This is a genomic window from Helicobacter pylori SA37A, from assembly GCF_000476015.1.
Classification (GTDB): Bacteria; Campylobacterota; Campylobacteria; order Campylobacterales; family Helicobacteraceae; genus Helicobacter; species Helicobacter pylori_DB.
This window is the reverse complement of the sequence record NZ_CBOO010000006.1, coordinates 1-25,638: the sequence shown is the minus strand read 5'-3', so window position 1 is coordinate 25,638 and position 25,638 is coordinate 1. Positions and strand designations below refer to the sequence as shown.

General features: G+C 39.7%; 28 protein-coding genes and 1 pseudogene. 14 read left to right on the top strand and 15 right to left on the bottom strand.

Going from position 1 to position 25,638, the window contains the following annotated elements; translation table 11 throughout:
- Positions 1 to 4: 4 nt before the first annotated feature.
- The gene (locus tag QT76_RS04070; RefSeq protein WP_033616697.1) at positions 5 to 700 is read right to left on the bottom strand and encodes an outer membrane protein; all 696 of its coding nucleotides are present in this window, start codon (positions 698 to 700) and stop codon (positions 5 to 7) included.
- A gap of 133 nt (positions 701 to 833) precedes the next feature.
- Between QT76_RS04070 and QT76_RS04065 the strand changes: the two genes are divergently transcribed.
- From QT76_RS04065 to QT76_RS04045, 5 genes are read left to right on the top strand one after another with little or no spacing between them, the layout of a single operon-like run.
- Positions 834 to 1,967, top strand: a complete 1,134-nt coding sequence (locus QT76_RS04065) for an ABC transporter permease (protein WP_033616696.1) — start codon at positions 834 to 836, stop codon at positions 1,965 to 1,967.
- Positions 1,967 to 2,752 carry an ABC transporter ATP-binding protein gene (locus QT76_RS04060; protein WP_000990545.1) on the top strand — a complete coding sequence of 262 codons (786 nt, stop codon included), beginning with the start codon at positions 1,967 to 1,969 and terminating at the stop codon, positions 2,750 to 2,752. Before QT76_RS04065 ends, QT76_RS04060 begins: the two co-directional genes overlap by 1 nt.
- Positions 2,737 to 3,552 (top strand): MlaD family protein, encoded by an 816-nt coding sequence (locus QT76_RS04055; RefSeq protein ID WP_000439506.1) that lies wholly within the window; start codon positions 2,737 to 2,739, stop codon positions 3,550 to 3,552. Before QT76_RS04060 ends, QT76_RS04055 begins: the two co-directional genes overlap by 16 nt.
- A 2-nt stretch (positions 3,553 to 3,554) precedes the next feature.
- Entirely contained in the window at positions 3,555 to 4,232 is a 678-nt protein-coding gene (locus QT76_RS04050) for a hypothetical protein (RefSeq protein WP_033616695.1), read from the top strand.
- A gap of 18 nt (positions 4,233 to 4,250) precedes the next feature.
- A complete protein-coding gene (locus tag QT76_RS04045) occupies positions 4,251 to 4,838 on the top strand; it encodes an META domain-containing protein (protein WP_033616693.1) in 588 nt (195 codons plus the stop codon).
- Between the two features lie 191 nt (positions 4,839 to 5,029).
- Here the strand turns inward: QT76_RS04045 and QT76_RS04040 are convergent, their stop codons facing one another.
- Entirely contained in the window at positions 5,030 to 6,082 is a 1,053-nt protein-coding gene (locus tag QT76_RS04040; RefSeq protein ID WP_033616692.1) for a cytochrome-c peroxidase, read from the bottom strand.
- A 158-nt stretch (positions 6,083 to 6,240) separates the two neighbouring features.
- On the opposite strand from QT76_RS04040, the gene dnaE reads away from it, so the two are divergent.
- From dnaE to QT76_RS04000, 8 genes and pseudogenes are all read left to right on the top strand, one after another.
- Positions 6,241 to 9,876 (top strand): DNA polymerase III subunit alpha, encoded by a 3,636-nt coding sequence (gene dnaE / locus QT76_RS04035; RefSeq protein ID WP_033616691.1) that lies wholly within the window; start codon positions 6,241 to 6,243, stop codon positions 9,874 to 9,876.
- Positions 9,873 to 10,645 (top strand): annotated as a pseudogene (locus QT76_RS04030) (pseudouridine synthase). The gene dnaE and the pseudogene QT76_RS04030 overlap by 4 nt, the downstream one beginning before the upstream one ends.
- A 55-nt stretch (positions 10,646 to 10,700) precedes the next feature.
- Positions 10,701 to 11,015, top strand: a complete 315-nt coding sequence (locus QT76_RS04025; protein WP_000895155.1) for a thioredoxin family protein — start codon at positions 10,701 to 10,703, stop codon at positions 11,013 to 11,015.
- 362 nt (positions 11,016 to 11,377) lie between these two features.
- The gene (lpoB, locus tag QT76_RS04020; RefSeq protein WP_000243392.1) at positions 11,378 to 12,010 is read left to right on the top strand and encodes a penicillin-binding protein activator LpoB; all 633 of its coding nucleotides are present in this window, start codon (positions 11,378 to 11,380) and stop codon (positions 12,008 to 12,010) included.
- A gap of 23 nt (positions 12,011 to 12,033) precedes the next feature.
- Entirely contained in the window at positions 12,034 to 12,561 is a 528-nt protein-coding gene (locus QT76_RS04015; RefSeq protein ID WP_000795976.1) for an LPP20 family lipoprotein, read from the top strand.
- 7 nt (positions 12,562 to 12,568) lie between these two features.
- The gene (locus QT76_RS04010) at positions 12,569 to 12,910 is read left to right on the top strand and encodes a hypothetical protein (protein ID WP_033616690.1); all 342 of its coding nucleotides are present in this window, start codon (positions 12,569 to 12,571) and stop codon (positions 12,908 to 12,910) included.
- 9 nt (positions 12,911 to 12,919) lie between these two features.
- Complete coding sequence (locus QT76_RS04005; RefSeq protein WP_033616689.1) at positions 12,920 to 13,831, top strand: LPP20 family lipoprotein; 912 nt, start codon at positions 12,920 to 12,922, stop codon at positions 13,829 to 13,831.
- A 609-nt stretch (positions 13,832 to 14,440) separates the two neighbouring features.
- Positions 14,441 to 14,629: a hypothetical protein gene (locus QT76_RS04000; RefSeq protein WP_033616688.1), complete on the top strand. Its 189-nt coding sequence runs from the start codon at positions 14,441 to 14,443 to the stop codon at positions 14,627 to 14,629.
- A 16-nt stretch (positions 14,630 to 14,645) separates the two neighbouring features.
- Here QT76_RS04000 and QT76_RS03995 read toward each other — a convergent pair whose 3' ends face one another.
- From QT76_RS03995 to QT76_RS03935, 13 genes are all read right to left on the bottom strand, one after another.
- Complete coding sequence (locus QT76_RS03995; RefSeq protein WP_033616687.1) at positions 14,646 to 16,892, bottom strand: outer membrane beta-barrel protein; 2,247 nt, start codon at positions 16,890 to 16,892, stop codon at positions 14,646 to 14,648.
- Between the two features lie 205 nt (positions 16,893 to 17,097).
- Complete coding sequence (gene mnmE / locus QT76_RS03990) at positions 17,098 to 18,450, bottom strand: tRNA uridine-5-carboxymethylaminomethyl(34) synthesis GTPase MnmE (RefSeq protein WP_033616686.1); 1,353 nt, start codon at positions 18,448 to 18,450, stop codon at positions 17,098 to 17,100.
- Entirely contained in the window at positions 18,443 to 19,237 is a 795-nt protein-coding gene (locus QT76_RS03985) for a Jag N-terminal domain-containing protein (protein WP_033616685.1), read from the bottom strand. The genes mnmE and QT76_RS03985 overlap by 8 nt, the downstream gene beginning before the upstream one ends.
- A complete protein-coding gene (gene yidC, locus QT76_RS03980; RefSeq protein WP_033616684.1) occupies positions 19,237 to 20,877 on the bottom strand; it encodes a membrane protein insertase YidC in 1,641 nt (546 codons plus the stop codon). Before yidC ends, QT76_RS03985 begins: the two co-directional genes overlap by 1 nt.
- A 5-nt stretch (positions 20,878 to 20,882) precedes the next feature.
- The gene (gene yidD, locus QT76_RS03975; protein ID WP_033616683.1) at positions 20,883 to 21,236 is read right to left on the bottom strand and encodes a membrane protein insertion efficiency factor YidD; all 354 of its coding nucleotides are present in this window, start codon (positions 21,234 to 21,236) and stop codon (positions 20,883 to 20,885) included.
- Positions 21,223 to 21,708, bottom strand: a complete 486-nt coding sequence (gene rnpA, locus QT76_RS03970; protein ID WP_033616682.1) for a ribonuclease P protein component — start codon at positions 21,706 to 21,708, stop codon at positions 21,223 to 21,225. The genes yidD and rnpA overlap by 14 nt, the downstream gene beginning before the upstream one ends.
- Positions 21,668 to 21,802, bottom strand: coding sequence for a 50S ribosomal protein L34 (gene rpmH / locus QT76_RS03965; protein WP_001868466.1), 135 nt, complete (start codon positions 21,800 to 21,802; stop codon positions 21,668 to 21,670). The genes rnpA and rpmH overlap by 41 nt, the downstream gene beginning before the upstream one ends.
- 71 nt (positions 21,803 to 21,873) lie before the next feature.
- On the bottom strand, positions 21,874 to 22,275 hold the full coding sequence (locus tag QT76_RS03960) for an ExbD/TolR family protein (protein WP_000755082.1): 402 nt from the start codon (positions 22,273 to 22,275) through the stop codon (positions 21,874 to 21,876).
- Between the two features lie 10 nt (positions 22,276 to 22,285).
- Positions 22,286 to 22,738 (bottom strand): TonB-system energizer ExbB, encoded by a 453-nt coding sequence (gene exbB / locus QT76_RS03955; RefSeq protein ID WP_000661841.1) that lies wholly within the window; start codon positions 22,736 to 22,738, stop codon positions 22,286 to 22,288.
- 2 nt (positions 22,739 to 22,740) lie between these two features.
- Positions 22,741 to 23,199, bottom strand: coding sequence for an SsrA-binding protein (gene smpB, locus QT76_RS03950; RefSeq protein WP_000766473.1), 459 nt, complete (start codon positions 23,197 to 23,199; stop codon positions 22,741 to 22,743).
- Positions 23,196 to 23,999 (bottom strand): 4-(cytidine 5'-diphospho)-2-C-methyl-D-erythritol kinase, encoded by an 804-nt coding sequence (locus QT76_RS03945; protein ID WP_033616681.1) that lies wholly within the window; start codon positions 23,997 to 23,999, stop codon positions 23,196 to 23,198. Before QT76_RS03945 ends, smpB begins: the two co-directional genes overlap by 4 nt.
- Positions 23,999 to 24,229 carry a carbon storage regulator gene (locus QT76_RS03940; RefSeq protein ID WP_000906444.1) on the bottom strand — a complete coding sequence of 77 codons (231 nt, stop codon included), beginning with the start codon at positions 24,227 to 24,229 and terminating at the stop codon, positions 23,999 to 24,001. The genes QT76_RS03945 and QT76_RS03940 overlap by 1 nt, the downstream gene beginning before the upstream one ends.
- Positions 24,230 to 24,246: 17 nt before the next feature.
- Positions 24,247 to 24,735 carry a peptidylprolyl isomerase gene (locus tag QT76_RS03935; RefSeq protein ID WP_033616680.1) on the bottom strand — a complete coding sequence of 163 codons (489 nt, stop codon included), beginning with the start codon at positions 24,733 to 24,735 and terminating at the stop codon, positions 24,247 to 24,249.
- Between the two features lie 123 nt (positions 24,736 to 24,858).
- Between QT76_RS03935 and QT76_RS03930 the strand changes: the two genes are divergently transcribed.
- On the top strand, positions 24,859 to 25,638 hold the full coding sequence (locus tag QT76_RS03930) for a hypothetical protein (RefSeq protein WP_033616679.1): 780 nt from the start codon (positions 24,859 to 24,861) through the stop codon (positions 25,636 to 25,638).

The following is a 25,638-nucleotide window of genomic DNA, read 5'->3' as shown; positions in this document are numbered from 1 at the left end:
AAGGTTAAAATTTATAGCTGTATGCCGCATAAAATAAGGGTGAAGTCTCAAAGCGTTTGGAGCTAGAAAGCAATCTGGCGGTGGGTAAGATTTTAAACCCTAATTCAATGCGGTGTCTTAAAAAAAGCGTGAGCATAACCCCCCCATTAATCGCTAAACCCCCTGAAACCACCGAATGTTTAAAAAACTTGAAATTTTGCTTGTCTGTATAAACGACTAAAGCCCCCCTAGCTCCCCCAAACGCCCCTAAATAATGCTTATAACTCCCTAAAGGGAATTCCATAATCACATCCAAACCCACCGCAAGCATGGTAAAAAAAGAGTTGGTAGGATCTTTATGGCTTTGGTAATTCACTTTTCCTGACCCAAGATCCCATGCAAAAACCCCCCTGATCCCAATGTATTTTTTAAAAAAACTTTGCACGCCGGTTTTTAAATTGAGCGTTGCAATCCAATCTTTCATTTCCTTGCCTTGATAGTCCTTAATGGCCTCTACAGCGCCAAACCCTCCTAAAAAATACCACCCGCTTTTTTTGCGTGTGAGCTTTTGGCGGTTAATGATGCTTCTATAGAGCTTTTCATGGGCTTCTTGGTAATTTTTTTTGGGGGTTTTATCGTGCAAAATAGGCATGGCATCAAGGGGCGGAATAACAAATCCCCCCATTAAGAAAACGCCAAAAAAAATGATTTTTTTAAACATTTTAAAAATAACTAATCCTTTATTAAACAGAATATTGTTTAACCTTTTGTTTTATCATTGTGTTAAAATAGCCATTTTAACAAACAAAATTTTGTTAATAGATTTTACCTAATCTGAGAGAGAATATATTTTAATGAAGACAGAGAAACAAAAATTTTTAGAGATGCGTAAAGATGGGGCGAACTCTGTGCTGATTTTAAGAGGGGATTGGGATTTTAAAACGAGCGTGTTTCGTTTAGATGAGTTGAAAAAAAATTTACTAGATCATCAAGGGTCTTTAAAAATGGATTTTTCAGGGTGTCAAAAAATAGATTTTGTTTTTGGCATGTTTTTATTTGATCTCATCAAGGAGCGTTCTTTAAACATTGAATTGTGTAATGTGAGCGAGAATAACGCTTGCGCTTTGAAAATGGTTAAAGACTGGCTTGAAAAAGAAGACGATTTGGAATCTAAAAAAGCGGGCAAAAAATACGAACTCATGATCACTAAATTGGGTAAGAGTCTTGTAGAGACTTATAACACCTTTTTAAACGCATTCAATTTTTGCGGCATGATTTTATTTTACTTCATTAAAAGCGTTTTCAACCCCAAACGCTTTTGCATCACTCCTTTGCTCTATCATATTAATGAATCCGGGTTTAAGGTTTTGCCGGTGAGTATTTTAACGGTGTTTATCGTGGGGTTTGCCGTTGCTTTACAAGGGGCTTTACAATTACAAGACATGGGCGCGCCTTTAATGTCGGTTGAAATGACGGCTAAACTCGCTTTAAGAGAAATCGGTCCTTTTATTTTAACCCTTGTGGTGGCCGGGAGGAGCGCGAGCAGTTTTACCGCACAAATTGGGGTGATGAAGATCACTGAGGAATTGGACGCGATGAAAACCATGGGCTTTAACCCTTTTGAATTTTTAGTGTTGCCTAGGGTGTTAGCCTTAGTGATTGTTTTGCCTTTATTGGTGTTTATTGCCGATGCGTTCGCCATTCTTGGGGGCATGTTTGCGATTAAGTACCAATTGGATTTGGGTTTCCCGAGTTATATAGACAGACTGCATGACACAGTGGGTTGGAATCATTTTTTGGTAGGGATTGTCAAAGCCCCTTTTTGGGGGTTTGCGATTGCGATGGTGGGGTGCATGCGCGGGTTTGAAGTCAAGGGGGATACTGAGAGCATTGGGCGTTTGACCACCATTAGCGTCGTGAACGCTTTGTTTTGGATCATTTTCTTAGACGCTATTTTTTCTATTCTCTTTTCTAAGTTGAACATATAATGAACGCTGCTAACAATCAAGTCTTAATTGAAGTGAAGGATCTCCATAGCGCTTTTGGAAGCACCATTATCCATAGGGGCGTGAGTTTTAGCGTGCATAAGGGCGAAGTGATGGCGATTTTAGGGGGTTCAGGGAGCGGTAAAAGCACGCTTTTAAGGTGCATGATCTTGCTCAATCGCCCCACAAAAGGGGAAGTGTTGCTTTTTGGGGAAGATATATGGAAACTCAAAGAAAGAGAGCAGCAAAAGATTTTTAACCGCTGTGGGATTTGCTTCCAGTTTGGCGCACTCTATAGCTCTTTAACGGTTTTAGAAAATGTGGGTGTCATGCTAGAGCAATACGGCGCTTATTCTAAAAAAATTGTTGAAGAAATTTCTAAAATGTGGATTGAAAAAGTGGGTTTGCCCCCTAGGGCTTACCACCTTTACCCCTATGAATTGAGTGGGGGGATGAAAAAGCGCGTGGGTATAGCTAGGGCTATGGCGACTAATCCGGAAATCTTATTTTTAGATGAGCCAACAAGCGGGCTAGATCCTTATAGCGCGGGCAAATTTGACGAACTGATTATGACACTCAAAGAGAGCTTACAGCTTACGGTGGTGATGATCACGCATGATTTAGACTCCGTGCATGATTGCGTGGATCGATTTATCATGCTCAAAGACGGGCTATTAGAGTTTAATGGGGATTTAAAGGATTTTATTAAAAAGGCTCAAACTCAAGGGCTAGATGAAGGCAATTTATTCAATTCAACACGAGGAGAGAAATTTTGGAAAGGCATGTGAATTACACTTTAATCGGCGGGCTCTTCTTTTTATGCTTAGTGTGCATGGTAGGCTTTATTTTATGGCTAGGTCATTTGGGCTTAGATGACGGAAAATATTATGAATACGTGGTCTATACGGACAAAGACTTGGGAGGCATTGCGACCAACTCGCCCATTAATTACAAAGGGATTCAAGTGGGTAATGTCATCAAAGTGGGTTTTGCAAAGGATAAAGTGGGGGTGGTCCGTTTGGATTTGATGATTAAATCCAGCGTTAAGATCCGTAAAGATTCCAAAGTGGCGGTTTCTTCTAGAGGGTTTATGGGGTTAAAATTTTTAGCCTTAGAGCAAAGCCACAATGAAGAATTTTATGGTAGTGGCGATAAAGGGGAGCGGATTTTAATCTTTAAAGAAGGGCTTATGGATCGCTTGAGCGGTGATGCTAATCAAGTGGTGCAAGAAGTGATGAAAGCGATTAGGAATGTGAATAGGATTTTAGACGATGAAAATGTGGAAAAATTCAAGCACATTCTCGCTTCAGTGGATGATCTCATCGCTAACTTGGATTCAAGAAAGACTCAATTTGATTCTTTGATCAACAACGCTAACAACCTTGTTTCTAATGTCAATAATGTGGCTTTAGATGTGGATAAACGCGTCAAACAGGGGCAATACGACTTTAAGGCGATGTTCACTCCTTTAATCATGCAAGCGCAGTTGAGCTTAAGAAACATTGATAATTTTGTGGAAAAAGGCTCTGCTTTGATAGACAAATTTGACGCTAACCCCTATAAAACGATTTTTGGAGAAAGGAAATAATCATGAGAGCTACGGCGATAAAAATCTTTTCACTCTCATCAGCATTAGCGTTCTTGCTTCAGGGTTGCTTGAGTATCAATTTAAAACAAATGCTACCAGAAATCAGAACTTATGATTTGAATGCGAGTTCTTTTGAAATCACGCAATGCCCTAAACCTTTGACTGAAGTGAGACTCATTAGTATTTTGAGCGCGGATTTATTCAACACTAAAGAGATTGTTTTTAAGGCGCAAGACGGGCAGATCACGCATGGGAAGCACCAAAAATGGATAGACTTGCCTCGCAACATGTTAAAAACCATGTTCATGCAAGAAGCGCAAAAAGCATGCTTAGGCGTGGCTTTGCCCCCTTATGGCGCGGGCGCGCCCACTTATGCGGTGCGCTTTACGATTTTATCGTTTTCTCTTTTAGAAAAAGAAAATTCTACCTATAGGGCGGAATTCGCGCTAGGCTATGACATTAGCGTGAAAGGCGATTCGCATTCTGGAGTGATCATTAAGCATGAAAATATTTCTAGCTTGGAAAATAAAACGACCAAAACGAGTAAAAATGGCAATCAAGATTTTCAAGAAAGCGCGATACAATCCCTCCAACATGTCAGCACGCAAGCGATGCAAGAAGCGATTTCTTTGATTAAAAAAGCCATTGAAACGCAAAGCGTAAGCCCATTAAAAAAATAAAAAATAAGGAGGAATTGTTTGAATTTACGATTGGCTGGAGCAAGCGTTTTAACGGCTTGTGTCTTTTCGGGGTGTTTTTTTTTAAAAATGTTTGATAAAAAACTTTCTAGCAATGATTGGCATATCCAAAAAGTAGAAATGAACCATCAAGTCTATGACATTGAAACCATGCTCGCTGATAGCACTTTTAGAGAGCATGAAGAAGAGCAAGATTCCTCTCTAAATACCGCTTTGCCTGAAGATAAAACAGCGATTGAAGCTAAAGAGCAAGAGCAAAAAGAAAAAAGGAAACATTGGTATGAGCTTTTTAAAAAGAAGCCAAAGCCTAAAAGCTCTATGGGAGAGTTTGTGTTTGATCAAAAAGAAAATCGTATTTATGGGAAAGGCTATTGCAACCGGTATTTTGCCAGCTACACATGGCAAGGCGATAGGCACATCGCAATTGAAGATAGCGGGATTTCAAGAAAAGTGTGTAGAGATGAGCATTTGATGGCGTTTGAATTGGAATTTATGGAGAATTTTAAGGGTAATTTTACGGTAACTAAAGGCAAAGACACGCTCATTTTAGACAACCAAAAAATGAAAATTTATTTGAAAACACCTTGAGTGGGTTTTTGGTTTCAAAACAATCTAAGATCACTAAATTAGGGGTTAAAAAGAAATTTTTAAGCGCTTTTTTAAGAGATTACCGCTTGGCTTTTCGCAAGCTTTTGTATTATTGATCGCAAAAGATGCTGATGCTTTGAGCGTTTTTTAGATTTAGCGCCAAAAGCCCCCTTAAAAAGGACTTTTTAAAATCAAAAAGAGGGTTTAGGGGTTTTGTCTGTCATTATGGGGAGTTCTGGATAGAGTATTTTAGGTTTTTTACCCTTTAAGGCTTCAAAGAAGGTTTCAATTTTTTTCGCTTCTTCATCGCTGATTTCAATGCCTAACTGGATAGAGCCCATTTCTTTAATCGCATCTTTAACATCCCAAAATTGCCCGTTATGGAAATAGGGCATCGTTTCGGTGATATTCCTTAAAGTAGGCACTTTCACAAGCCCGTTTTTATCGCCTTTGAAATCGCCCACATTAGCGAATTTATAAGGTTTGACCACCCCAAAAGGCTGCATCGTTCCCCCAAGATTGATGCCGTTATGGCAAGCCACACAGCCTTTAGAAATGAATAAATCCAGCCCCTCTTTTTCGGCTTTGCTGAGCGCTTTAGGATTGCCCCTTAAAAAATCATCGTAACGGCTTGGGGTAATAAGCGTGGCTTCAAACATAGCGATACTATCAGCGATCAATTTAAAATCAATTTTGACTTTAGAGCCATAGGCTTTTCTAAAGAGCTTGACATAGCCTGGCATGGAATTGATTTTTTCTACCACCACTTTAGGATCAGCCCCCATTTCAAAAGAAGACTGGATGGGCCCTTGCGCTTGTTCGTTTAGATGCGTAACCCTACCATCCCAAAACTGCACATCGTTAAACACAGAGTTATACACCGTTGGGGAACTTAAAAGGTGGGGGTTTTTCTTCCATTGAGAGCCTACTGCGCTTGGGACTAAATCCACCCCGCCTAAGCCCAAATTATGGCATGTGTTGCAAGACACGAGATAGGAAGTGGAGATCCTAGGGTCAAAATAGAGCATTTTGCCCAATTCCACTTGAGCGGAGGTCATGATTTCGCTGTTTTTAGCGCCAATACCCACATCTCTGGTTTTTTTGATTTGGTATTCTTTGAGCGCTTTGCCCATAGGCATAGGCTCTAATTGGCTTTCCCTCGCTTTTTTGATCAATTCTAAATCGTTCAAGGCATGAGCACAAGAAAAGACCAAGCAAACGCCCAACAAAATGGATTTTTTCATGATGAACTCCTAAAATAGCATTAAAACAGCATTAAAAATAATAAAAACTTTCTTATTATAACCACCATTTTAAAATAATTCACCACTAAATAATCTAATAAAGAGTTTTTTAAAGAGCGATAGGTATAATGGCATTAAATCCAAATAGGGGTTATACAATGAAAGAGAATAAAGCCTTCACGCATTTGCACTTGCACACAGAATATTCGCTTTTAGACGGGGCGAACAAGATTAAAATTCTAGCCAAACGCGTTAAAGAATTGGGCATGAAAAGCGTGAGCGTAACTGATCATGGGAACATGTTTGGAGCGATTGATTTTTATACGAGCATGAAAAAAGAAGGCATTAAGCCTATCATCGGCATGGAAGCGTATATCCATAACGATGACAACCTTTCTAGCAAAGAAACCAAGCAGCGTTTCCATTTGTGCCTGTTCGCTAAAAACCAAGAGGGCTATGAAAATTTGATGTTCTTAAGCTCTATGGCGTATTTAGAAGGGTTTTATTATTTCCCGCGCATCAATAAAAAGCTTCTAAGGGAGCATTCTAAAGGCATTATCGCTTCTAGCGCGTGCTTGCAAGGGGAAGTCAATTACCATTTAAATACTAATAATGAGAGAAACCGCAAGTATGGGGCTAAAGGCTATGATGAAGCTAAAAGAATCGCTTGCGAATACCAAGAGATTTTTGAAGACGATTTTTATTTAGAAATCATGCGCCATGGCATTTTAGATCAGCGATTCATTGATGAACAAGTCATTAAAATGTCTTTAGAAACAGGGTTAAAAATCATTGCCACCAACGACACCCACTACACCATGCCTAATGACGCCAAGGCTCAAGAAATAGCGATGTGCGTAGCGATGGGTAAAACCCTAAACGATAAGGGGCGCTTGAAACACTCCGTGCATGAGTTTTACATTAAATCCCCCGAAGAAATGGCAAAGCTCTTTGCAGATATTCCAGAAGCTTTAGAAAACACCCAAGAAATCGCTGATAAATGCGTTTTAGAGATTGATTTAAAAGACGATAAAAAGAACCCCCCAACCCCCCCAAGCTTCAAATTCACTAAAGCTTACGCTCAAAATGAGGGGCTGAATTTTGAAGATGACGCTTCTTATTTCGCCCATAAGGCCAGAGAAGGCTTGAAAGAACGCTTAATCTTAGTGCCAGAAGAAAAGCATGATCAATACCAAGAACGCTTAGAAAAAGAAATTGAAGTCATCACGAACATGAAATTCCCAGGGTATATGCTGATTGTGTGGGATTTTATCCGTTACGCTAAAGAAATGGGTATTCCTGTAGGGCCTGGTAGGGGGAGTGCGGCCGGGAGTTTGGTGGCTTTTGCCTTAAAAATCACCGATATTGACCCTTTGAAATACGATTTGCTCTTTGAGAGGTTTTTAAACCCTGAAAGAGTCAGCATGCCTGATATTGATACGGATTTTTGCCAGCGCCGGCGTAAGGAAATCATAGAATACATGATTGAAAAATACGGCAAATACAATGTGGCTCAAGTCATCACCTTTAATAAAATGTTGGCTAAAGGCGTGATCAGAGATGTCGCAAGGGTTTTGGACATGCCCTATAAGGAGGCTGATGATTTTGCCAAACTCATACCCAACCGCTTAGGCATCACGCTTAAGGGCTATGAAAAAAATGGTGAGTTCATAGAGGGAGCGTGGGAATTAGAGCCTAAAATCAAGGAATTAGTAGAGAGTAATGAATTAGCCAAACAAGTGTGGGAGTATTCGCTCAATTTAGAGAATTTGAATCGCAATGCAGGCGTGCATGCCGCAGCCTTAGTGGTGGATAGCCAAAAAGAGTTGTGGCACAAAACCCCTTTGTTTGCCTCTGAAAAAACCGGCGGTATCGTTACGCAGTATTCCATGAAGTATTTAGAGCCGGTGGATTTGATCAAGTTTGACTTCTTGGGGCTTAAAACCTTGACCGTGATTGATGATGCGCTTAAAATCATTAAAACACAACATAACATTGATGTGGATTTTTTATCGTTGGATATGGACGATCCAAAAGTGTATAAAACGATCCAAAGCGGGGATACGGTGGGGATCTTCCAAATTGAATCCGGAATGTTTCAAGGGCTTAACAAGCGCTTAAGGCCTTCAAGCTTTGAAGACATTATCGCCATTATCGCGCTAGGGAGACCAGGGCCTATGGAATCAGGCATGGTAGATGATTTTGTGAATAGAAAGCATGGCGTTGAGCCTATCGCTTATGCGTTTAAAGAATTAGAGCCGATTTTAAAGCCCACTTACGGCACGATCGTCTATCAAGAGCAGGTGATGCAAATCGTGCAAACTATCGGCGGTTTTAGTTTGGGTGAAGCGGATCTCATCCGCCGCGCTATGGGGAAAAAAGACGCTCAAATCATGGCAGATAATAAGGCTAAGTTTGTAGAAGGCGCTAAAAATTTAGGGCATGATGGCCAAAAGGCGGCTAATTTGTGGGATTTGATCGTTAAATTTGCCGGCTATGGTTTCAACAAATCGCATTCAGCCGCTTATGCGATGATCACTTTCCAAACGGCGTATTTAAAGACTTATTACAAGCATGAGTTCATGGCAGCGATGCTTACTAGCGAATCCAATAAGATTGAATCCGTGGCACGCTATATTGATGAGGTCAGAGCTTTAGAAATTGAAGTGATGCCTCCGCACATCAATTCTTCTATGCAAGATTTCAGCGTGGCGGAGTTTAAAAATCAAAAGGGCGAATTGGAAAAGAAAATCGTGTTCGGTTTAGGGGCGATTAAAGGGGTTGGGGGTGAGCCGATTAAAAACATCATTGAAGAAAGGGCTAAAGGGGATTATAAGAGTTTGGAAGATTTTATTTCACGGGTGGATTTTTCTAAACTCACTAAAAAATCTTTAGAGCCATTAGTGAAATCAGGGAGCTTGGATAATTTAGGCTACACTAGAAAAACCATGCTCGCTAACTTGGATTTGATCTGCGATGCGGGGCGCGCTAAAGACAAGGCTAATGAAATGATGCAAGGGGGTAATTCTCTTTTTGGAGCCATGGAAGGCGGAATTAAAGAGCAGGTTATTTTGGACATGGTTGATTTGGGCGAGCATGACGCTAAAACGCTTTTAGAATGCGAGTATGAAACTTTAGGAATCCATGTTTCAGGCAACCCTTTAGACGAGTTTAAAGAAGAGATTAAGGGCTTTAAAAATTTAGTCAAAAGCATTGATATTGAAGAGTTAGAAATCGGCTCGCAGGCTTATTTGCTGGGTAAAATCATGGAAGTTAAAAAGAAAATTGGCAAACGAAGCGGTAAGCCTTATGGCACAGCGGACATTTTGGATCGATACGGCAAGTTTGAACTCATGCTGTTTGAAAAGCAATTGAACGCTTTAGAAGAGTTGGGTATTAATAAGCCTTTAGTGTTTAAATGCAAGATTGAAGAGCAAGAAGAAGTGGCGCGATTGAGGCTTTTTGAAATCTTGGATTTAGAGAGTGCTAGAGAGGTTAAAATCCCTAAAGCCCGCTATAAAGACCCTGACAAGCAAAAAGAAGATGTGCGCGAAATCCCCCCCATTGAAATGCTCGCTTCTAGCTCTTGCTCTTTGGCGATCGTGTTAGAAAACGATGTGAAAAAAGAGTTTTTAAGACAAATCAAAGAGAGCGCTTTAAAACACCAGGGCAAACGCCCCTTGTATTTGATCATCAAAGATAAGGATAAGCAATTCAAAATCCAAAGCGATCTAATGGTAAATGAAAAGATTAAGGATGATTTTAAAGAATTAGAGTGGAGGGATTTAGCTTGAGGATCAACCAGTTTTTAGCCCACTACACCAAGCATTCAAGAAGAGAGGCTGAAAAATTGGTTTTAGAAGGGCGGGTGAAAATCAACCATGAGCATGCCAAACTCGCTAGCGTGGTTAAAGAAAACGACAAGGTGTTTTTAGACAAACGACTCATTAAACCCTTAAAAACAAAAAATTCAGCGTGCTGGTCTATCACAAGCCAAAGGGCGAATTAGTGAGTAAAAACGATCCCTTAAAACGGCGCGTGATTTATGAAAGCTTGGAGAAAAAATACGCCCATTTCGCACCGGTGGGGCGTTTGGATTTTGCGAGCGAGGGGGTGCTATTATTAAGCGATAGTAAGGAGGTGGTGAGCGCTTTAATGCATGCGAATTTAGAAAAAGAATATCTCATTAAAATTCAAGGTTTTGTTACAAGAGAGATGGAAAACGCCATGCAAGAGGGCTTGAAATTAGAAAACGCCACTAAGGGAGCGCACCAAAAAACCCCCATTAAAAGCATGGAATTTGCCCCCTTTATTGGTTATGAAATCATCAAAAACCATGCCAAATATTCTAAACTGAGAGTCATCATCAATGAGGGGAAAAACAGAGAATTAAGGCGTTTTTTTGCGTTTTTTAACGCTGGGGTGTTGGATTTAAGGCGCGTTCGTTATGGTTTTGTGAATTTGAATGCCTTGCCGGTAGGGAAAATGCGGTTTTTAAACCGCCAAGAATACAACGAATTGCATGCGTTTATGGCTAATAGGGCTAATACTAAAGGGGATTAGCGCTTGAAATATGCTATACTTCGGCGGTTGGGGGAAATAAAAATTAAGGATTATCATGTTAGAAGTGATTAACGGGAAGAATTACGCAGAAAAAACCGCTCATCAAGCGGTAGTGGTCAATGTGGGGGCGAGCTGGTGTCCGGATTGCAGGAAGATTGAGCCGATTATGGAAAATTTAGCCAAAACTTACAAAGGCAAGGTGGAATTTTTTAAGGTTTCTTTTGATGAAAGCCAGGATTTAAAAGAGAGTTTAGGCATTCGTAAGATCCCTACTTTGATTTTTTACAAAAACGCCAAAGAAGTGGGTGAAAGGCTTGTAGAACCTAGCTCTCAAAAACCGATTGAAGACGCTCTAAAAGCGTTATTATAAAAGACGCTTAAAGAGTCTTGTTATTAAAATAAGAACTCATAGAAATCTTTTTTAGCCTTTTTTTCTATAAAGGGGCTAACTTCAAATAGCTTTTATGTTATTTCTTTATCTCAAAAAATCGTTTTTATCGTTTTTAAATCAGCATGTTTGTTAAAAAAGTTTCTTTAATTAAGTTAAAAATGAGCGAATTTGTGGTATTAGTGCTTGCAGTGTGAAATTTGTAGGGCTAAAACTTGTAAAATGTGAAAAAAAAGATGCATAAAATGCTAAAATCCGCAAAAACACTGTGTGTTTAGATTAGAAGTTTAAAATCAGGAACGGAAGTATCTGTTTTAAATTTTGAATAGGGAGTTTCTATCACTATGGTATTGAAAACAAAATTAAAAATTATAAGCTCGGTGATTTTGAGTGCTTTATTGTGGGTGGGTTGCTCAAGCGAAATGGCAACTTATCAAAATGTGAATGATGCCACTAAAAATACGACTGCAAGTATTAATAGCACGGATTTATTGCTAACTGCTAACGCGATGTTAGATTCCATGTTTAGCGACCCTAATTTTGAGCAACTCAAGGGCAAGCATTTGATTGAAGTTTCAGATGTGATTAACGACACCACGCAGCCCAATTTGGATATGAATCTTTTGACGACTGAAATCGCGCGGCAGTTGCGGTTGCGATCTAATGGGAGGTTCAATATCACAAGAGCGAGTGGAGGAAGTGGCATTGCAGCGGATAGCCGAATGGTGAAACAGCGCGAAAAAGAACGAGAGAGCGAAGAGTATAATCAAGACACCACTGTAGAAAAAGGCACTTTAAAAGCCGCTGATTTATCTTTAAGTGGTAAAGTATCCAGTATCGCAGCCTCTATTAGTAGTTCTAGGCAGCGCTTAGACTACGACTTCACCCTAAGCCTTACCAATAGGAAAACGGGTGAAGAGGTATGGAGCGATGTTAAGCCTATTGTGAAAAATGCTAGCAATAAGCGTATGTTTTAAATTTATATTTGAAAGGATGAGCGATGAAAAATCAAGTTAAAAAAATTTTAGGGATGAGTGTGATAGCAACGATGGTGATCGTAGGTTGTAGCCATGCCCCAAAATCAGGTATCAGCAAAAGCAATAAGGCATACAAAGAAGCGACTAAAGGCGCTCCTGATTGGGTAGTAGGGGATTTAGAAAAAGTGGCGAAGTATGAAAAATATTCAGGGGTCTTTTTAGGAAGGGCTGAGGATTTGATCACCAATAATGATGTGGATTATTCTACGAATCAGGCTACAGCGAAAGCTAGGGCTAATTTAGCGGCGAATCTAAAATCCACTTTACAAAAAGATTTGGAAAATGAAAAAACTAGAACGGTAGACGCTTCTGGTAAAAGGTCCATCAGCGGCACTGATACTGAAAAAATTTCTCAATTAGTGGATAAGGAATTGATCGCTTCTAAAATGCTTGCCCGCTATGTCGGTAAAGATAGGGTTTTTGTTTTAGTGGGCTTGGATAAGCAAATTGTGGATAAAGTGCGCGAAGAGTTGGGCATGGTTAAAAAGTAGGGTTTTAATGAAACGCCTTGCTATTGCGCTTGTTTTGGTGTTGGGAGTGGCGTGGGGGAAGTCCTTGCCTAAGTGGGCTAGGGATTGCTCAAAAGAAGTGCAGATTGAAAAGACCCAAACCAAAGACGAAAAAATTTTAGTGTGTGGGATGAGCGATATATTGCTTTCAGATATAGATTATAGCTTGTCCTCAGCCAGACAAAACGCCTTAGAGAAAGTGATGGAAGCTTTCAAGGGGGATAAAATAGAGATTAAGGCTAGTGAGCTAAAGGCCACTTTTATTGATGCGGATAAAGTTTATGTGCTTCTAAGAATCACTAAGAAGCATGTCGCTTTAATGAATGAGTAAGGATTAATAATGAAAAAGATTATTCTTGCATGCCTTATGGCTTTTATGGGTGCCAATTTAAGCGCAGAGCCTAAGTGGTATAGCAAGGCCTATAACAAAACAAACACCCAAAAAGGCTATCTTTATGGGAGTGGTTCAGCCACTTCTAAAGAGGCTTCTAAACAAAAAGCGTTAGCGGATTTAGTGGCGTCTATTAGCGTGGTGGTTAATTCCCAAATCCACATTCAAAAAAGTCGTGTGGATAATAAGTTAAAATCCAGTGATTCGCAAACGATTAACTTAAAAACCGATGACTTGGAATTGAATAATGTAGAAATTGTCAATCAAGAAGCGCAAAAAGGGATCTACTACACCAGAGTAAGGATTAATCAAAACTTGTTTTTGCAGGGTTTAAGGGATAAGTATAACGCTCTTTATGGGCAGTTTTCCACCTTAATGCCTAAGGTTTGCAAAGGGGTTTTTTTACAGCAATCCAAAAGCATGGGGGATTTATTGGCTAAAGCGATGCCTATGGAAAGGATTTTAAAGGCGTATTCTGTCCCGGTGAGTTCGTTAGAAAATTATGAAAAAATCTATTATCAAAACGCTTTCAAACCTAAAGTGCAAATCACTTTTGATAACAACAGCGATACAGAGATTAAAAACGCTCTCATAAGCGCTTATGCTAGAGTGCTAACCCCTAGCGATGAAGAAAAACTCTATCAAATCAAAAATGAAGTTTTCACAGACAGTGCTAATGGCACCACACGCATTAGAGTGGTTGTTAGCGCGAGCGATTGTCAAGGCACGCCCGTATTGAATAGAAGCCTTGAAGTGGATGAAAAGAATAAGAATTTTGCTATCACGCGCTTGCAATCTTTGCTTTATAAAGAATTGAAAGATTATGCCAATAAAGAAGGGCAGGGCAATACGGGGCTATAAGCAGGATATTAATCTTGCTTTATGCTTATTCATTCAGTTTTGTAGTGTCATTATTTTGTTTAGCGTGGCGTTTTGCCCCCCTTAAAATAACCCTCTAAAAATTCATGGCTTTTGTTCTCGCCAAATAAACTAAATATCATTCAACACTCTTTATTCCACAAACTCATTTAAAACCACACCTGCTAAAAACTAAAATTAACAAAAACCAAAATCTTTTTAAAACCACCCAAGCAGAAATCCCAAACATCTTTGTAGTATAATACCCCCATACATTTGTATCTAGCGTAGGAAGTGCACAAAGTTACGCCTTTATAGATATGATGTGTGAGACCTGTAGGGAATGCGTTGGAGATCAAACTCTGTAAAATCCCTATGATTAGGGGCACAGAGTGAGAACCAAACTTTCCCCCAACATCAGCCTAGGAAGCCCAATCGCTTTAGCGTTTGGGTGCTTCACGAGCCTATACAAGCGAGATTGTTTGAAAAAACCAAATGACTTTGGGCTTTCAAACCCCTAAGCTAGGGTCTATCTTTTTGCCCCACAAACTTAACAAACTTTTTTAAAAACTAACGCAATTTTAAACCAAACAAACGCCTAAAAAGGGGCGTTTGAATGCGAAAGGAGAACAAAAACATGAGACAAACAATGAGACAGAAAAAAGCTTCAGTAAGCTTAAAGAAATCACGCAAGCGATGCGAGAACAAAAAGAGCGATCTATAACGCTCACGCGCAAAACAGAACTAAAAACGCCTACAAGAGAGCCTAAAAAGAGCGTTTTAGAGTCAATAGAGAGTTAAAGCCAATTTTTAACCCCTAAAAAATCCACCCATAGTTGAAAAACACTTTAAAATGACTGCCCCCTTCATTCAGGGTGATAGAATTGGTGGTTGTGCCATCGCTAGAAACGACTCTAGATTTCAACTGGACTAAAGGAACGCTAATGCCTATAGAATATTTAGAATGCTTGTAGCGGTAATTCAACCCACCGGTCACATTTAAATTACCGCTCCCTTTGTATTGGTTCAACAAATAATAGCTGTTGTATAAGCCCCTTAACCCCCCAAACACCCCAAGAGAGGAAGTGAAAACTTTCTTGGTTAGATTGTTTTTAGGGTTCTTTTCGTTAGTGTAATTGGTGATAAAATCAAACAGCACATCCATTCCCACACCATAGCTTAATTGTTGGATTTTTTCGTTATTGGCTTGAGCGTAGTTGTATTTGATGATGCCATAAGAAGACAACCCTAGGTAATCATTAAAATATTTTTGATAGCCCATTTTAAGGTTAACGCCTAATAGGGGGGCTCCAAAGGGCCGTGAGGTTTTTGAAGCGCGATAGGTAGTGGCGCTAGATTTAGTAGATGAAAGGCTTTGACTGATCGCGCTAAGCATAGTGGTCGCAAAATCTTGCGTGTTCAAACTAGCGTTTAAATAGTTGGTTTGGCTGCTCAAATTAGTAAAATCCACCGGTAGGGCGTTTTGATCAATGAGTTGTTGCCAAACAGCGCTGGTAACGCCTATAAGCCCGGCGGGGACTTGAGAGCAATCGGTATAAATGGAATTAGGATAGCTGCCCGCTGTATAGGGCTTATCTTTAAAACGAGAACACACGTCATAGGTAGAGCCATCGGTGTCTCGCACTTCATGCCCGTTGTCAAACACTTGCACTTCTTTCCCATCCACTTGCTCTATCCTCCCGCCCTGACAGCGCTCTTCTGGCCCATTGTTTTCTTCACACATGCGCACTCTTTGATAAGTCATGTTCCCATTATGCGTATAGCCTAAAGTGTGCCCATATTCATGGATAATGTCTCTTAATTGCATGATGGCGACTTTATTCAATTCTTTGCCAAAGAGTATTTCAGGGTCTAAGAAAGGAGACAATATCCCTAAAGCGCCAAAATTGGTGCCATCATCGCCTGGGCCATTGGGGCCGCCATATTGAGACCCTAGCCCTAAATCCCCTCCTCTTGGGGGCAAGAGATTCACATAAAGATTATTCGTAACTCTATAGCTATAGATGACATCTTGCGGCGTTAATATCACTGATCCTGTTTGCCCGTTTTCTATATTGTATTCATCTCCAGCGTTTTTAGCGATCAATTTAGGATCAACAAGCCCATCGTTGTAAGGATTCACGCATGTAGAATAATTAGAATAACATGGCTTTGACAGGTTGTTGTCGCTGAATTGGAAAGGAGCGTTTTTAACGGCATCTTCCCAAGATTTAGAATCAAACACCGCCATCATGTTCAGCATTAAATTGGTCAAATTCTTAGCGTCTTGAGAGGTGAAAGGCGGCACTTTAGCCGTACAATTTTCTTGATTTTCGTATGGAGGGCATGGGGGTTTAGAACCAGTGCCGTTACCGCTAGAAAATTGGTTGTAATTGATATAAGTCATTTGAAGATTGGTCGTAACCTTACTGAGCTTGTTAAACAGATTCTGCGTGCTGGCATCAGAAAATTTTGTGGTGGTGGTTTGGAGTTGCTGGAAGTCATCAGCGTTAAGTTGCGGATCGTTAAACAAGCTTGCGGGCAGAATGATTTGAGATTGTTTAGGGATAGTCTCTATCACGCCCAAACTGACTACATTGCCTTGAGCGTCTGTAAAACTCAGCTCAATATTGTTTAAATTATAAGGTAGGAAGTTTTGTATCACGACCACGCTGTTATTGCCATAGCCTGCTATTTCAGCACTTTCTTGGTTATAAGCGGTTACATACACAGGGTTTAAAGAATAAAAGGTTAAGTTGGTGATATTGTCCTCTGCAAACAACTCAGTCGCATTCTTTAAAACGGTGCTTTGGGAGATGTAGTATTTCCCATAGGTGCTTTGAGGGGTAATGGGTTTGGGTTTTGGTTTGGGTTTGGGTTTGGGTTTGGGTTTTTCTTGAGTGGTGGCGATGGTTTGTTCTTGAGTTTGTGTGCCTTGTAATAGCCCGGTTTCAAAGCCGGCTTCTACAAAAAAGCCGTCTTTTTGGTGTTTTTGAAAGGCTTCTACAGCGGTGAATGATCCGATTAGGGACAAACAAATCGTTTTGCTGGCGAGTTTTAACATGAAATCTCCTTATTGTCTTTTTTAACATTTTTACTCAAAAGTAGTTGATAGTGTGTATATATTTTAAACTGACCTATTTTACCCCTTTTTGAAAAATTGCAGCATGGTTTTTTTGTAAATACAGGTATTAAATCGCGCTAATGGGTAAAAAAGTCTTAAAAAGTAGCGCTAAAGAGAGGTTTTTTTAATCCCTTTTTAAAGCGTTTCATTTCCCCAAACAAAACTCGCTGAACATGCTATCAAGCATTTGGCTGGTTTCATAAGGGCGGGTGAGCAAGTTCAAATTTTCTATCGCGCTTAAAATGTGGTAAGAAAAAAGCTCTAAAGTTTCTAAATGGTTTTTAGCGTTTTGCAATTCAATAATGGCGTTTTCTAGGGCGTTTTTTTGGGCTAGGGAAGTGAGCAAGAGCTTGTTTTGAGTGTCTAATTTGGGGAAAAAGGCGCTGATTTGTTGGCTCAAGTCTTTCAGGCAGGCTTTGGAATTTAGGGTGTTGGTCTTTAGCAAAAAGTAGGGGATTTGAAGATGGGATTTTAAAATTTCAAGCTCTAGCTTGGGCGCTAAATCGTTTTTATTCAAAACAACAATGCAAGGCTTTTTAGCGCGATTAAGGGCATCAATGATAGTAAAATCTTCTTTTTCTAGGGGTTTAGAAAGATCGAACACGCCCAAAATAATGTCGCAATTTTCTAAACTTTTAAGGCTTTTTTCAATCCCTAAACGCTCTATTTTATCCGCGCTCTCTCTAATGCCAGCGGTGTCAATCAAGCGCACCTTATGCCCTTGTAATTCAATGACTTCTTCTATAGTGTCTCTTGTCGTGCCTTTAATATCGCTCACTAAAGCCCTTTCTTCTAAAAGCATGGCGTTTAATAAAGAACTTTTGCCAGCATTGGGTTTGCCAACAATGCTTAAGGCATGCCCCTTATTCCTTTGTTTTTGCGCGTTAGAAAAATCCAATAAGTCTTTAAAAGAGGCGATTTGTTTTTCTAAATTAAGAGACACTTCCTTTAAAAAATCGCTAGGAATGTCTTCTTCGCTATAATCAATCAAAACTTCTGAGCTGGCTAAAAGCTTTAAAAGACTATTCCTAGCCTCTTCAATAAAAATTTTCAACTCGCCCTTAAGCTGCCTGGCTAGAGCGTTTAAAACGCTTTCATCTTCACAAAGGATGAGTTGAACGCTCGCTTCAATCTCGCTCAAATCCATTTTATGGTTTAAAAAGGCTTTTTTGCTAAATTCCCCCGCTTTAGCGAGCCTAGATCCTAAATTCAAACAAGCTTGTAAGATATTTTGTGCTAAAAGGGGGCTTCCATGGCATTGGATTTCGCACACGTCTTCACCAGTGAAACTATAAGGGGCTTTGAAATAAATGACTAACGCTTTGTCTAATAAAACACCATCAGAAAAAATATCGCGCACGTAAGCGTATCTGGGGGTGAAGTCTTGTTTTTGGGTGAGTTGTTTGAGGATGTTTAGAGCGTTATGGCCGCTGATTTTAATGATGCTAATCGCTCCCTTGCCTAAAGGGGTGGCGATAGCGGCGATGGTGTTATTCATTGTTAAAGTCGTTGATGACGATGTATTTTTCATCGTTTAAATTGGTTTTGATAGAGACGTATTTGTTAGGGAACGCTTTTCGTAATTTCTTTAAAGCGATATAGGTTAAAACGCCATCAGGGGCTTTCATCTGCCCCTTACCCACTTCATGCACGGTCATGATCACGCTTTGGAGTTGCGCTTCCATAACCTTTTCTTGGTTTTGTAAAAAGGTGGAGATTTCTAAGCGGATACTATAGCCATAAGTAGGGTGGATCCAGTTAAAGAGCAAGTAAGAAAGGGCTTTGTAGCGATAACCTTTTTCGCCAATTAAAAGAGCGGAATCTTCGCCATCAATATCAATCAATAACACCCCCGGTTCATAAAGACTCACCTCCACCTTATTGATTTTATAAGGCAAATGAGAGAATAAGTCTTTCAATTCTTGCTTAATTTCATGGAGTTTGTCTTCGCCATGAGATTCTTCTTTAAGGTTTTTTTTAGGGGGTTTAGGGGTGATTTTTTCTTCTTGCGGTGTTTCTGTTTCTAAGTTTTGTTTTTTTTCTTCTGCGTTTTGATGGATTTCTTTCGTGTTGGTTTCTTTAACGCTCTCTTCTTTAACCTCTTTAACGCTTTCTTTAACGCCCACTAAAATAATGGCTTCTTTTTTACCAATGCTTAAAAACCCTTTAGAGGGCGTTTGAATGACTTCATATTGCAAATTAATAATGGGGCAATTCAAGGCGATAGAAGCCTGAATAAGGGCTTCTTCTAAGGTTTTGGCTTTGATTTCAATAGGATTTTGCATCAATGTTCCTTTTTGTTTTGCGCGTGCGCTCGTTTTTTATTCTCTAAGACTTTATTAATGATGAGTTGTTGCAACACCGAAAGGATGTTGTTCGTGGTCCAATACAAGACTAACCCTGCAGGGAAAGTGATTAAAAAGATTGTGAATAATAGGGGTAGGAGTTTAAAAATCTTCGCTTGCATGGGATCGGTCATGGTGTTTGGCGTAACGCTTTGGTGCCAATACATAGACGCTCCCATAAGAAGCGGTAAAATAAAATACGGATCCATGATAGATAAATCATGAATCCATAGAATCCACTCTGAGCTTTTCAATTCCACAGCGTTATAAAGCACCCTATAAATGGCAAAAAACACCGGGATTTGTAAGATTAAGGGCAGACAACCCCCTAGCGGGTTAGCCCCATGTTTTTTGTAAAGCTGCATCATGTGGGCTTGTAACTTTTGGGGTTCGCCCTTGTATTTTTCTTGGAGCTCTTTCATTTTAGGGGCTAATTCTTTGAGCTTTTGCATGCTCACCATGCCCTTATAGCTTAAAGGATAAAGGATGATGCGCACGATAATCGTTAAAAGAATGATAGCCCAACCCCAATTGCCCACAAATTGATACAAATAATCCAGTAAAACAAACACGCCTTTCGCAAAGAAAGTGATTAAACCATACTCTATCACATCCGTAAGCATGGGTGAAATCGCTTTCAAAGAGCGGTAATCTTTAGGGCCAATATAGCCATGCAAATTCGCTTCATTTTTAAGGGAAATGAACCCTAAGGGGTTTTTAGTGCCGATTTCTGAATCGATTAAGGCTTCAAAACCTTGAGGATCTTTAGTGAAAAGCAAGGTGGTGAAATACCTATCCACGCTGGATAAAAAGAGGGTGTTAGAAAAGCGTTTGATCTCTTTAGCGTCTTTATCTTCAATTTTTTCAATTTTTTTGTCGTTATTTTCTAAAAGCACGCCTGAAAAGGTGTAGCTGTCCAAATCAGCCACCGGCCTGTAACCATTGGTGATCACATAGCTAGGGATAAGGTTATTGGGCGATTTGAAGGCGATTTTTAAATCATAATGCAAATCATCATAGAAAGTCAGGGTTTTAATGATGGTAAGAGCGCCTAAATCTTGGGTTAAAACAAGCTGTTCGTTAGGCCCAAGAGTGGTTTTTGAAGCGCTATAAGGGGTGTTGAACGCTTTGTTATTGAGCGTGGGGTCTAAAAAACGCACTTCTAAAGGCTTGAGTTTATCGGCCGCTAAAAGGGGGAGCTCTTTTAGGGGGGGTTGCGCGTTTTCTTTGGAGCTAAAAAGATGGCCCACATGCTCTAAAAAGCCCTTTTGTTTGGGGGTTAGGTATTTTTTATCCTTGAGATAAACCTGTTTGATGCGCCCTAAAGAATCAATTTCAATCCTGGCATGCTCAAAAGAAATCGTGCTTAACAAATTCTCTTGTGGGGTTGTTTGAGTAGCGCTAAAAGCGTTGGGCGCGTTAGGACTTGTTGTTGTGTGGTTGTTGGTTGTTTCTTGCTTTGTGGTTTGGGTTGTTGTTTTGTTTGGTTTTTGGAAAAAATAGCTATAAAGAGCGATAAACAAGAAAGACAGAGCGATCGCTAAAATCAAGCGGAGATTATTATTGTTGTTTCTATCCATTGTGATTAAACCTTAATGATGTAGTAAGTTGCGTGGCTTTTTGTGGGAACGAGCCAAAAAGTGATGGTTTTAAAATTGCGATTAGAATCTTTATGAGATTGGAGCAAACTAGGGCGTTTCAAGCGAGTGATAGGGTAAGCAATGCCCCCAGAGCAAAAAGGGTTGCATGAGAGTATCCTTATAGCGATTTTACCCATAGCGCTCAAAGGGTTTTCAAAATAAAGCAACCATAGAGCGTAGTTAGAGCAAGTGGGGTAAAACCGGCAGCTTGAAGGGGTGAAAGCCGAAAAAAAGCGTTGGTAACCCCTAATTGATGCCGTAAAAATCGCGCTCAAAAAAGGCGTTTTATTGTTTCGCATAGGTATGAGTTATTCCTTTTTTCAAGTCTTTTAAGGCTTTGTTCATATAGTTTTTAATGGAAGTTAGCATTTCTAAAAAATGTTTTTCTAAAGCCCAAAAATCCAAATGGTAACAATCGCTTCTAGGCACAAACACCAAAGCAAGCCCTTGACAAAGAGCGGCATGCTTTGATGTAAGCGAACGCAAACGGCGTTTGATAAGGTTTCGTTTCACGGCGTTGCCGACTTTTTTGGACACGCTCAAGCCTAATAAATAAAGCGTTTTTTTGTCTTTAAGCCTACAAAAGAGCGGATCTTTAAAGCCCGCTTTTTCTTTTGGCGGCTCTTTTGACAAATCCAAAACAAAGAGCGAAAAAAAAGGGTTATGTTTTTTGAAACCCTTTTGATAAACCCTATCAAACTCACTCTTGTTTTTTAAAGAGTCATAGGGTTTAGACGGAAAGCTTTTTTCTGCCCTTAGCTCGTCTGGCATTAATCACCTTGCACCCGTTTTTGGTTTTCATTCTCACAAGAAAGCCATGGGTTCGCTTTCTTGGTGTGTTGTGTGGTTGGTAAGTGCGTTTCATTTAAAACTCCCTTGATAAAAATTAAACATAAACACAGATTTTAGCTAAAGAATGCTAAAAATTGACTAAAACTAATTTTTTTGATTCTTTTTATCTTCAACAAGAATGTAAAGTTGCTTCAGATTGTTAGTTTGCAATAAATCCACCACTTTGATAAAGTTATCCAAATTGCTTTTCTTATCGCCTTGCAAGACAATAGGGGTGTCTTTAGCCAAAGTGGAAACCTTGTGTTTTAAATTTTCAAAGCTGATTTCTTTATCGTCAAAATAAAAAGAACCCTTATTAGAAATAGCGATTGTAACTTGTTTTTTGTCCAACACATCTTTAGAATCAGTGCTGTCTTTATCCACTTGAGGAATGCTAATAGGAAGCTTTGAAGTTTGCACAAAAGACGCCGTTGTAAGCACGATCACTAACAACACAAGCATGATGTCAATGAAAGGCACCACATTCATGGATTCTACTTTTTTCACCGCTCAATCCTTAGGCTTTGTTATAAACCTCATGGGATTGTGTATCAACCGGATGGTGGAAAATATCCCATTTGGTAACTAAAATCTCGCTTTTTCTCACTAACAAGTTATAAATCACAATCGCAGGGATCGCTACCAATAACCCCATGCCGGTCGCTTTTAAAGCAAGGGCTAAATTAGTCATGATCGCCTTAGTGTCAATGCCAGAAGCTGAGCCTAAATCCATAAAAGTGAGCATGATCCCCATAACCGTCCCTAAAAGACCGATATAAGGGGCGTTTGAGCCAATCGTGGCCACTAAAGTCAGTCGTTTGTGTAGGGCTAGCTCTAATTTACGCCTGTCTGTGTAGTCATCTACACGAAGAGTGGCAAAAAACCACAACCTTTCTATTGCGATCGCTATAACGATGACTGATAGGAAGATCAAAAACCCTATAATCCCATAATCTACCATTTCTTTCATTATTATCCTTTAAAGTGGTGTTTTAAATCAGCAAGAATTTCTTTATTGAGCGCTTTTTCTTTAAGACTTTGTCTTTTGTCGTGCAATCTTTTTCCTTTCACTAAAGCAATTTGGATTTTAGCTCTATTTTTTTGGTTAAAATACAATTTCAATCCTACGATACTCAAGCGTTCTTTAGACGCTTCAATCTGCCATTTCAATAATTGCTTTTTATGTAAAAGCAACTTACGCTCTCGCCTTTCATTGGGCTTGTAATACGCATGGATTGTATCTAAATAGGATATATGAACACCAAATAAAAAAGCTTCTCCTTTGATTATTTTAACAAAATTATCTTTTAAATTCACCCTAGTTTGTCTCAAAGCCTTCACTTCAGAGCCTAAAAGCGCTAATCCTGCTTCTAAAGTCTCCAAAATTTCATAATCAAAATAGGCTTTTTTATTGCTGGCAATGAGTTTCATTCGCCCCCTTTTTGCGCAGGCTTTAGCCTAAAAAACGCGCTCCCGCTCCCGCTAAAAAACCACTCCTTGCCTAGTTCGCTTTCTATACCTCTTAAAGCTTGGTTAGTGAGTAAAGCCGGTTTTAAAAGATCGTTTAATCCGTTTCTATCATAAGTTTTTAGGCATTCTAAACTCGGCTTTTTAAGCCACTCTTTAGCTTGAGGAAAGCAAGTTTCAGGTTTATAAGCTTGATAAACGGCTTTGGTGCTGCAAAAAACATGATTTGGTGCATAGATTTCTAGGCGATTTTCTAAAGGCTCTTCTTCAAAATTTTCAATGACTTCGCCATAAGAAGTGGCGTTAGCGCTTTTGTATTGCGAGATGAAAAAATTGGTGTCCGCGCCCACTAAAGATCCCATAGTATAAAGCTCTTCTAAACTCAAACGCCAGTCAAATATTTGATTTAAATGATACAACAGCCCCCCAGCATCAGCGCTCCCACCGCCTAATCCGGCTTGAGTGGGGATGTTTTTTTCCACTTCAATCGCTAGGGTGTCTAGGGATTTGATGGCAGAATGAGAGAAATTTTTTGATTTTAAAAAATTTTTTAAAACTTGGAGGGCTTTAAAGAGCGAGTTTTCTTCTAAAGGGCAGTCAAAATCCCCTTTTAATGAGAAAGATAAGGCATTTTTGACGCTGATAATGTCTTTGAGCTTGTCTTTGACCAAACACATGCGAGAAATAAGCTTATGATAAGCCCCTTCTTTGTGAAGGATTTTTAAAAAAATATTGACTTTAGGATAAACTTCAAAAACATGCATCAAGGCTTAATGACCTTTTTGATGTTCTCTAACAAGCTTTCATCTACGGACGCAGAAGCTTTTTGGTTTTCGCTCACAATGGCCTCTTTGAGTTCAGCGCGCAAAATAAGGGTGCTTTCAGGCGCTTCAAACCCTAAACGCACGCTCCCTCTATCTATGGAAATGACTTTAATGTGGATATTATCATCAATGACAATCCCTTCATTAACTTTGCGGCTGAGTATGAGCATGTTTAATCTCTTATTCCTTATAGAGAAGGGCTAAACACAACGCTCTCTATCATATCGCCCTGCTTGATCTTGTCCAATACATTAAGGCCTTCTGCGTTGGTGATTTTACCAAACACGGTGTGCTCGCCATCTAAATGGGGCAAATCCACAAAACACAAGAAAAACTGACTCCCCCCTGTGTCTCTTCCGGCATGTGCCATAGAAATAGAGCCTCTTTTGTGCTTGTTGGGGTTATGGGCCACTTCGCATTTAATGCGGTGTCCTGGCCCGCCTGTGCCTGTGCCATAAGGGCAGCCTCCTTGAGCCACAAAGCCGGCGATCACACGATGGAAGTTAAGCCCATCATAAAAACCCTCTTTAGCCAAAGTTACAAAGTTACTGACCGCTTGGGGCGCGTCTTTGTAAAAAAGCTCTAGAGCGATATTGCCTTTATTGGTTTTGATTGTGGCGTAAGCGGTTTTTGCAAGCTCTTCTTCTTTAATTTCATAAGTTTTAATTGGATCCATCATAAACCTTTGCGATAAGCTTTTGTCATTCAAATGCTCTATTATAGCAACAAATTAAAACAAATGGTATTTTAGCCGATAGTACTGTAGGATACTTTTGAAATTTAAGCGGTAAGTTGGATAATGGCGTTTTGGCATAAAAGATTAGCGGTTAGTTGTTGTATCGTTTTATTTTCATGCATGATGAACGCTAATAGCATTCAAATCGTCAGAGACGATCCGCCCCTTGATCCAACGCTCCCTGCATGGGTTTATTCTGTTGCGTTATTGAAAGTGTATTTTAGCGATGGGACTTATAAAGAAGGCTATGCGACTTTGCTCAAAAACGGGCGTTATATCGCTTCTTCTGAAACGCTTTATTCTAATGGCTTGTACCCTAAAATGATTTTAGCCAAAATGCAAGACAGCAGCGCTAAAGAACTGATTTGTATAGCCAGCTTGCACCTTGAAGCGATGGATAGGGATCAAGGGCTTTCGCTTTTAAAAACCGCCGATTTTAGAGACGATTATTGCCATAAAAGAGAAGAGAGCTATTATCATGCAAGGATTTATACCAAATACGCTCAAACTTTTCATTCAAATCCCTATACCAATCAAAAAGCACCCAATTCTGATCTCTACTACCCAGCGTTAAATGAGGGGAATTCTTTTTCTATACAGACAACGGATATTTCTGTGGCTGAACTTTTGAAATCTAAAAAGTTTCTTTCGCTTGATAGTTCTTTTAAAAAGGGGAGCGTGTTGTGGGGAGGGAGACCTTATTTTAGCGAAGTGGGGGAGTTTATGGGAATGGCTAGCAGCACTTTAGAAAACCACGAAAGTTTAGTGATTATCCCTAAAGAAAAGATCGTGCAATTTTTAAGCGCTCTAAAAAATCAAAATATTTTCCCAAACATTCCCTAG

Coding starts and splice junctions, on each gene's coding strand:
- QT76_RS04070 (WP_033616697.1), bottom strand. CDS start 700: ATGTTTAAAAAAATCATTTTTTTTGGCGTTTTCTTAATGGGGGGATTT.
- QT76_RS04065 (WP_033616696.1), top strand. CDS start 834: ATGAAGACAGAGAAACAAAAATTTTTAGAGATGCGTAAAGATGGGGCG.
- QT76_RS04060 (WP_000990545.1), top strand. CDS start 1,967: ATGAACGCTGCTAACAATCAAGTCTTAATTGAAGTGAAGGATCTCCAT.
- QT76_RS04050 (WP_033616695.1), top strand. CDS start 3,555: ATGAGAGCTACGGCGATAAAAATCTTTTCACTCTCATCAGCATTAGCG.
- QT76_RS04040 (WP_033616692.1), bottom strand. CDS start 6,082: ATGAAAAAATCCATTTTGTTGGGCGTTTGCTTGGTCTTTTCTTGTGCT.
- dnaE (WP_033616691.1), top strand. CDS start 6,241: ATGAAAGAGAATAAAGCCTTCACGCATTTGCACTTGCACACAGAATAT.
- QT76_RS04025 (WP_000895155.1), top strand. CDS start 10,701: ATGTTAGAAGTGATTAACGGGAAGAATTACGCAGAAAAAACCGCTCAT.
- lpoB (WP_000243392.1), top strand. CDS start 11,378: ATGGTATTGAAAACAAAATTAAAAATTATAAGCTCGGTGATTTTGAGT.
- QT76_RS04015 (WP_000795976.1), top strand. CDS start 12,034: ATGAAAAATCAAGTTAAAAAAATTTTAGGGATGAGTGTGATAGCAACG.
- QT76_RS04010 (WP_033616690.1), top strand. CDS start 12,569: ATGAAACGCCTTGCTATTGCGCTTGTTTTGGTGTTGGGAGTGGCGTGG.
- QT76_RS04005 (WP_033616689.1), top strand. CDS start 12,920: ATGAAAAAGATTATTCTTGCATGCCTTATGGCTTTTATGGGTGCCAAT.
- QT76_RS03995 (WP_033616687.1), bottom strand. CDS start 16,892: ATGTTAAAACTCGCCAGCAAAACGATTTGTTTGTCCCTAATCGGATCA.
- mnmE (WP_033616686.1), bottom strand. CDS start 18,450: ATGAATAACACCATCGCCGCTATCGCCACCCCTTTAGGCAAGGGAGCG.
- QT76_RS03985 (WP_033616685.1), bottom strand. CDS start 19,237: ATGCAAAATCCTATTGAAATCAAAGCCAAAACCTTAGAAGAAGCCCTT.
- yidC (WP_033616684.1), bottom strand. CDS start 20,877: ATGGATAGAAACAACAATAATAATCTCCGCTTGATTTTAGCGATCGCT.
- yidD (WP_033616683.1), bottom strand. CDS start 21,236: ATGCGAAACAATAAAACGCCTTTTTTGAGCGCGATTTTTACGGCATCA.
- rnpA (WP_033616682.1), bottom strand. CDS start 21,708: ATGCCAGACGAGCTAAGGGCAGAAAAAAGCTTTCCGTCTAAACCCTAT.
- rpmH (WP_001868466.1), bottom strand. CDS start 21,802: ATGAAACGCACTTACCAACCACACAACACACCAAGAAAGCGAACCCAT.
- exbB (WP_000661841.1), bottom strand. CDS start 22,738: ATGAAAGAAATGGTAGATTATGGGATTATAGGGTTTTTGATCTTCCTA.
- smpB (WP_000766473.1), bottom strand. CDS start 23,199: ATGAAACTCATTGCCAGCAATAAAAAAGCCTATTTTGATTATGAAATT.
- QT76_RS03945 (WP_033616681.1), bottom strand. CDS start 23,999: ATGCATGTTTTTGAAGTTTATCCTAAAGTCAATATTTTTTTAAAAATC.
- QT76_RS03940 (WP_000906444.1), bottom strand. CDS start 24,229: ATGCTCATACTCAGCCGCAAAGTTAATGAAGGGATTGTCATTGATGAT.
- QT76_RS03935 (WP_033616680.1), bottom strand. CDS start 24,735: ATGGATCCAATTAAAACTTATGAAATTAAAGAAGAAGAGCTTGCAAAA.
- QT76_RS03930 (WP_033616679.1), top strand. CDS start 24,859: ATGGCGTTTTGGCATAAAAGATTAGCGGTTAGTTGTTGTATCGTTTTA.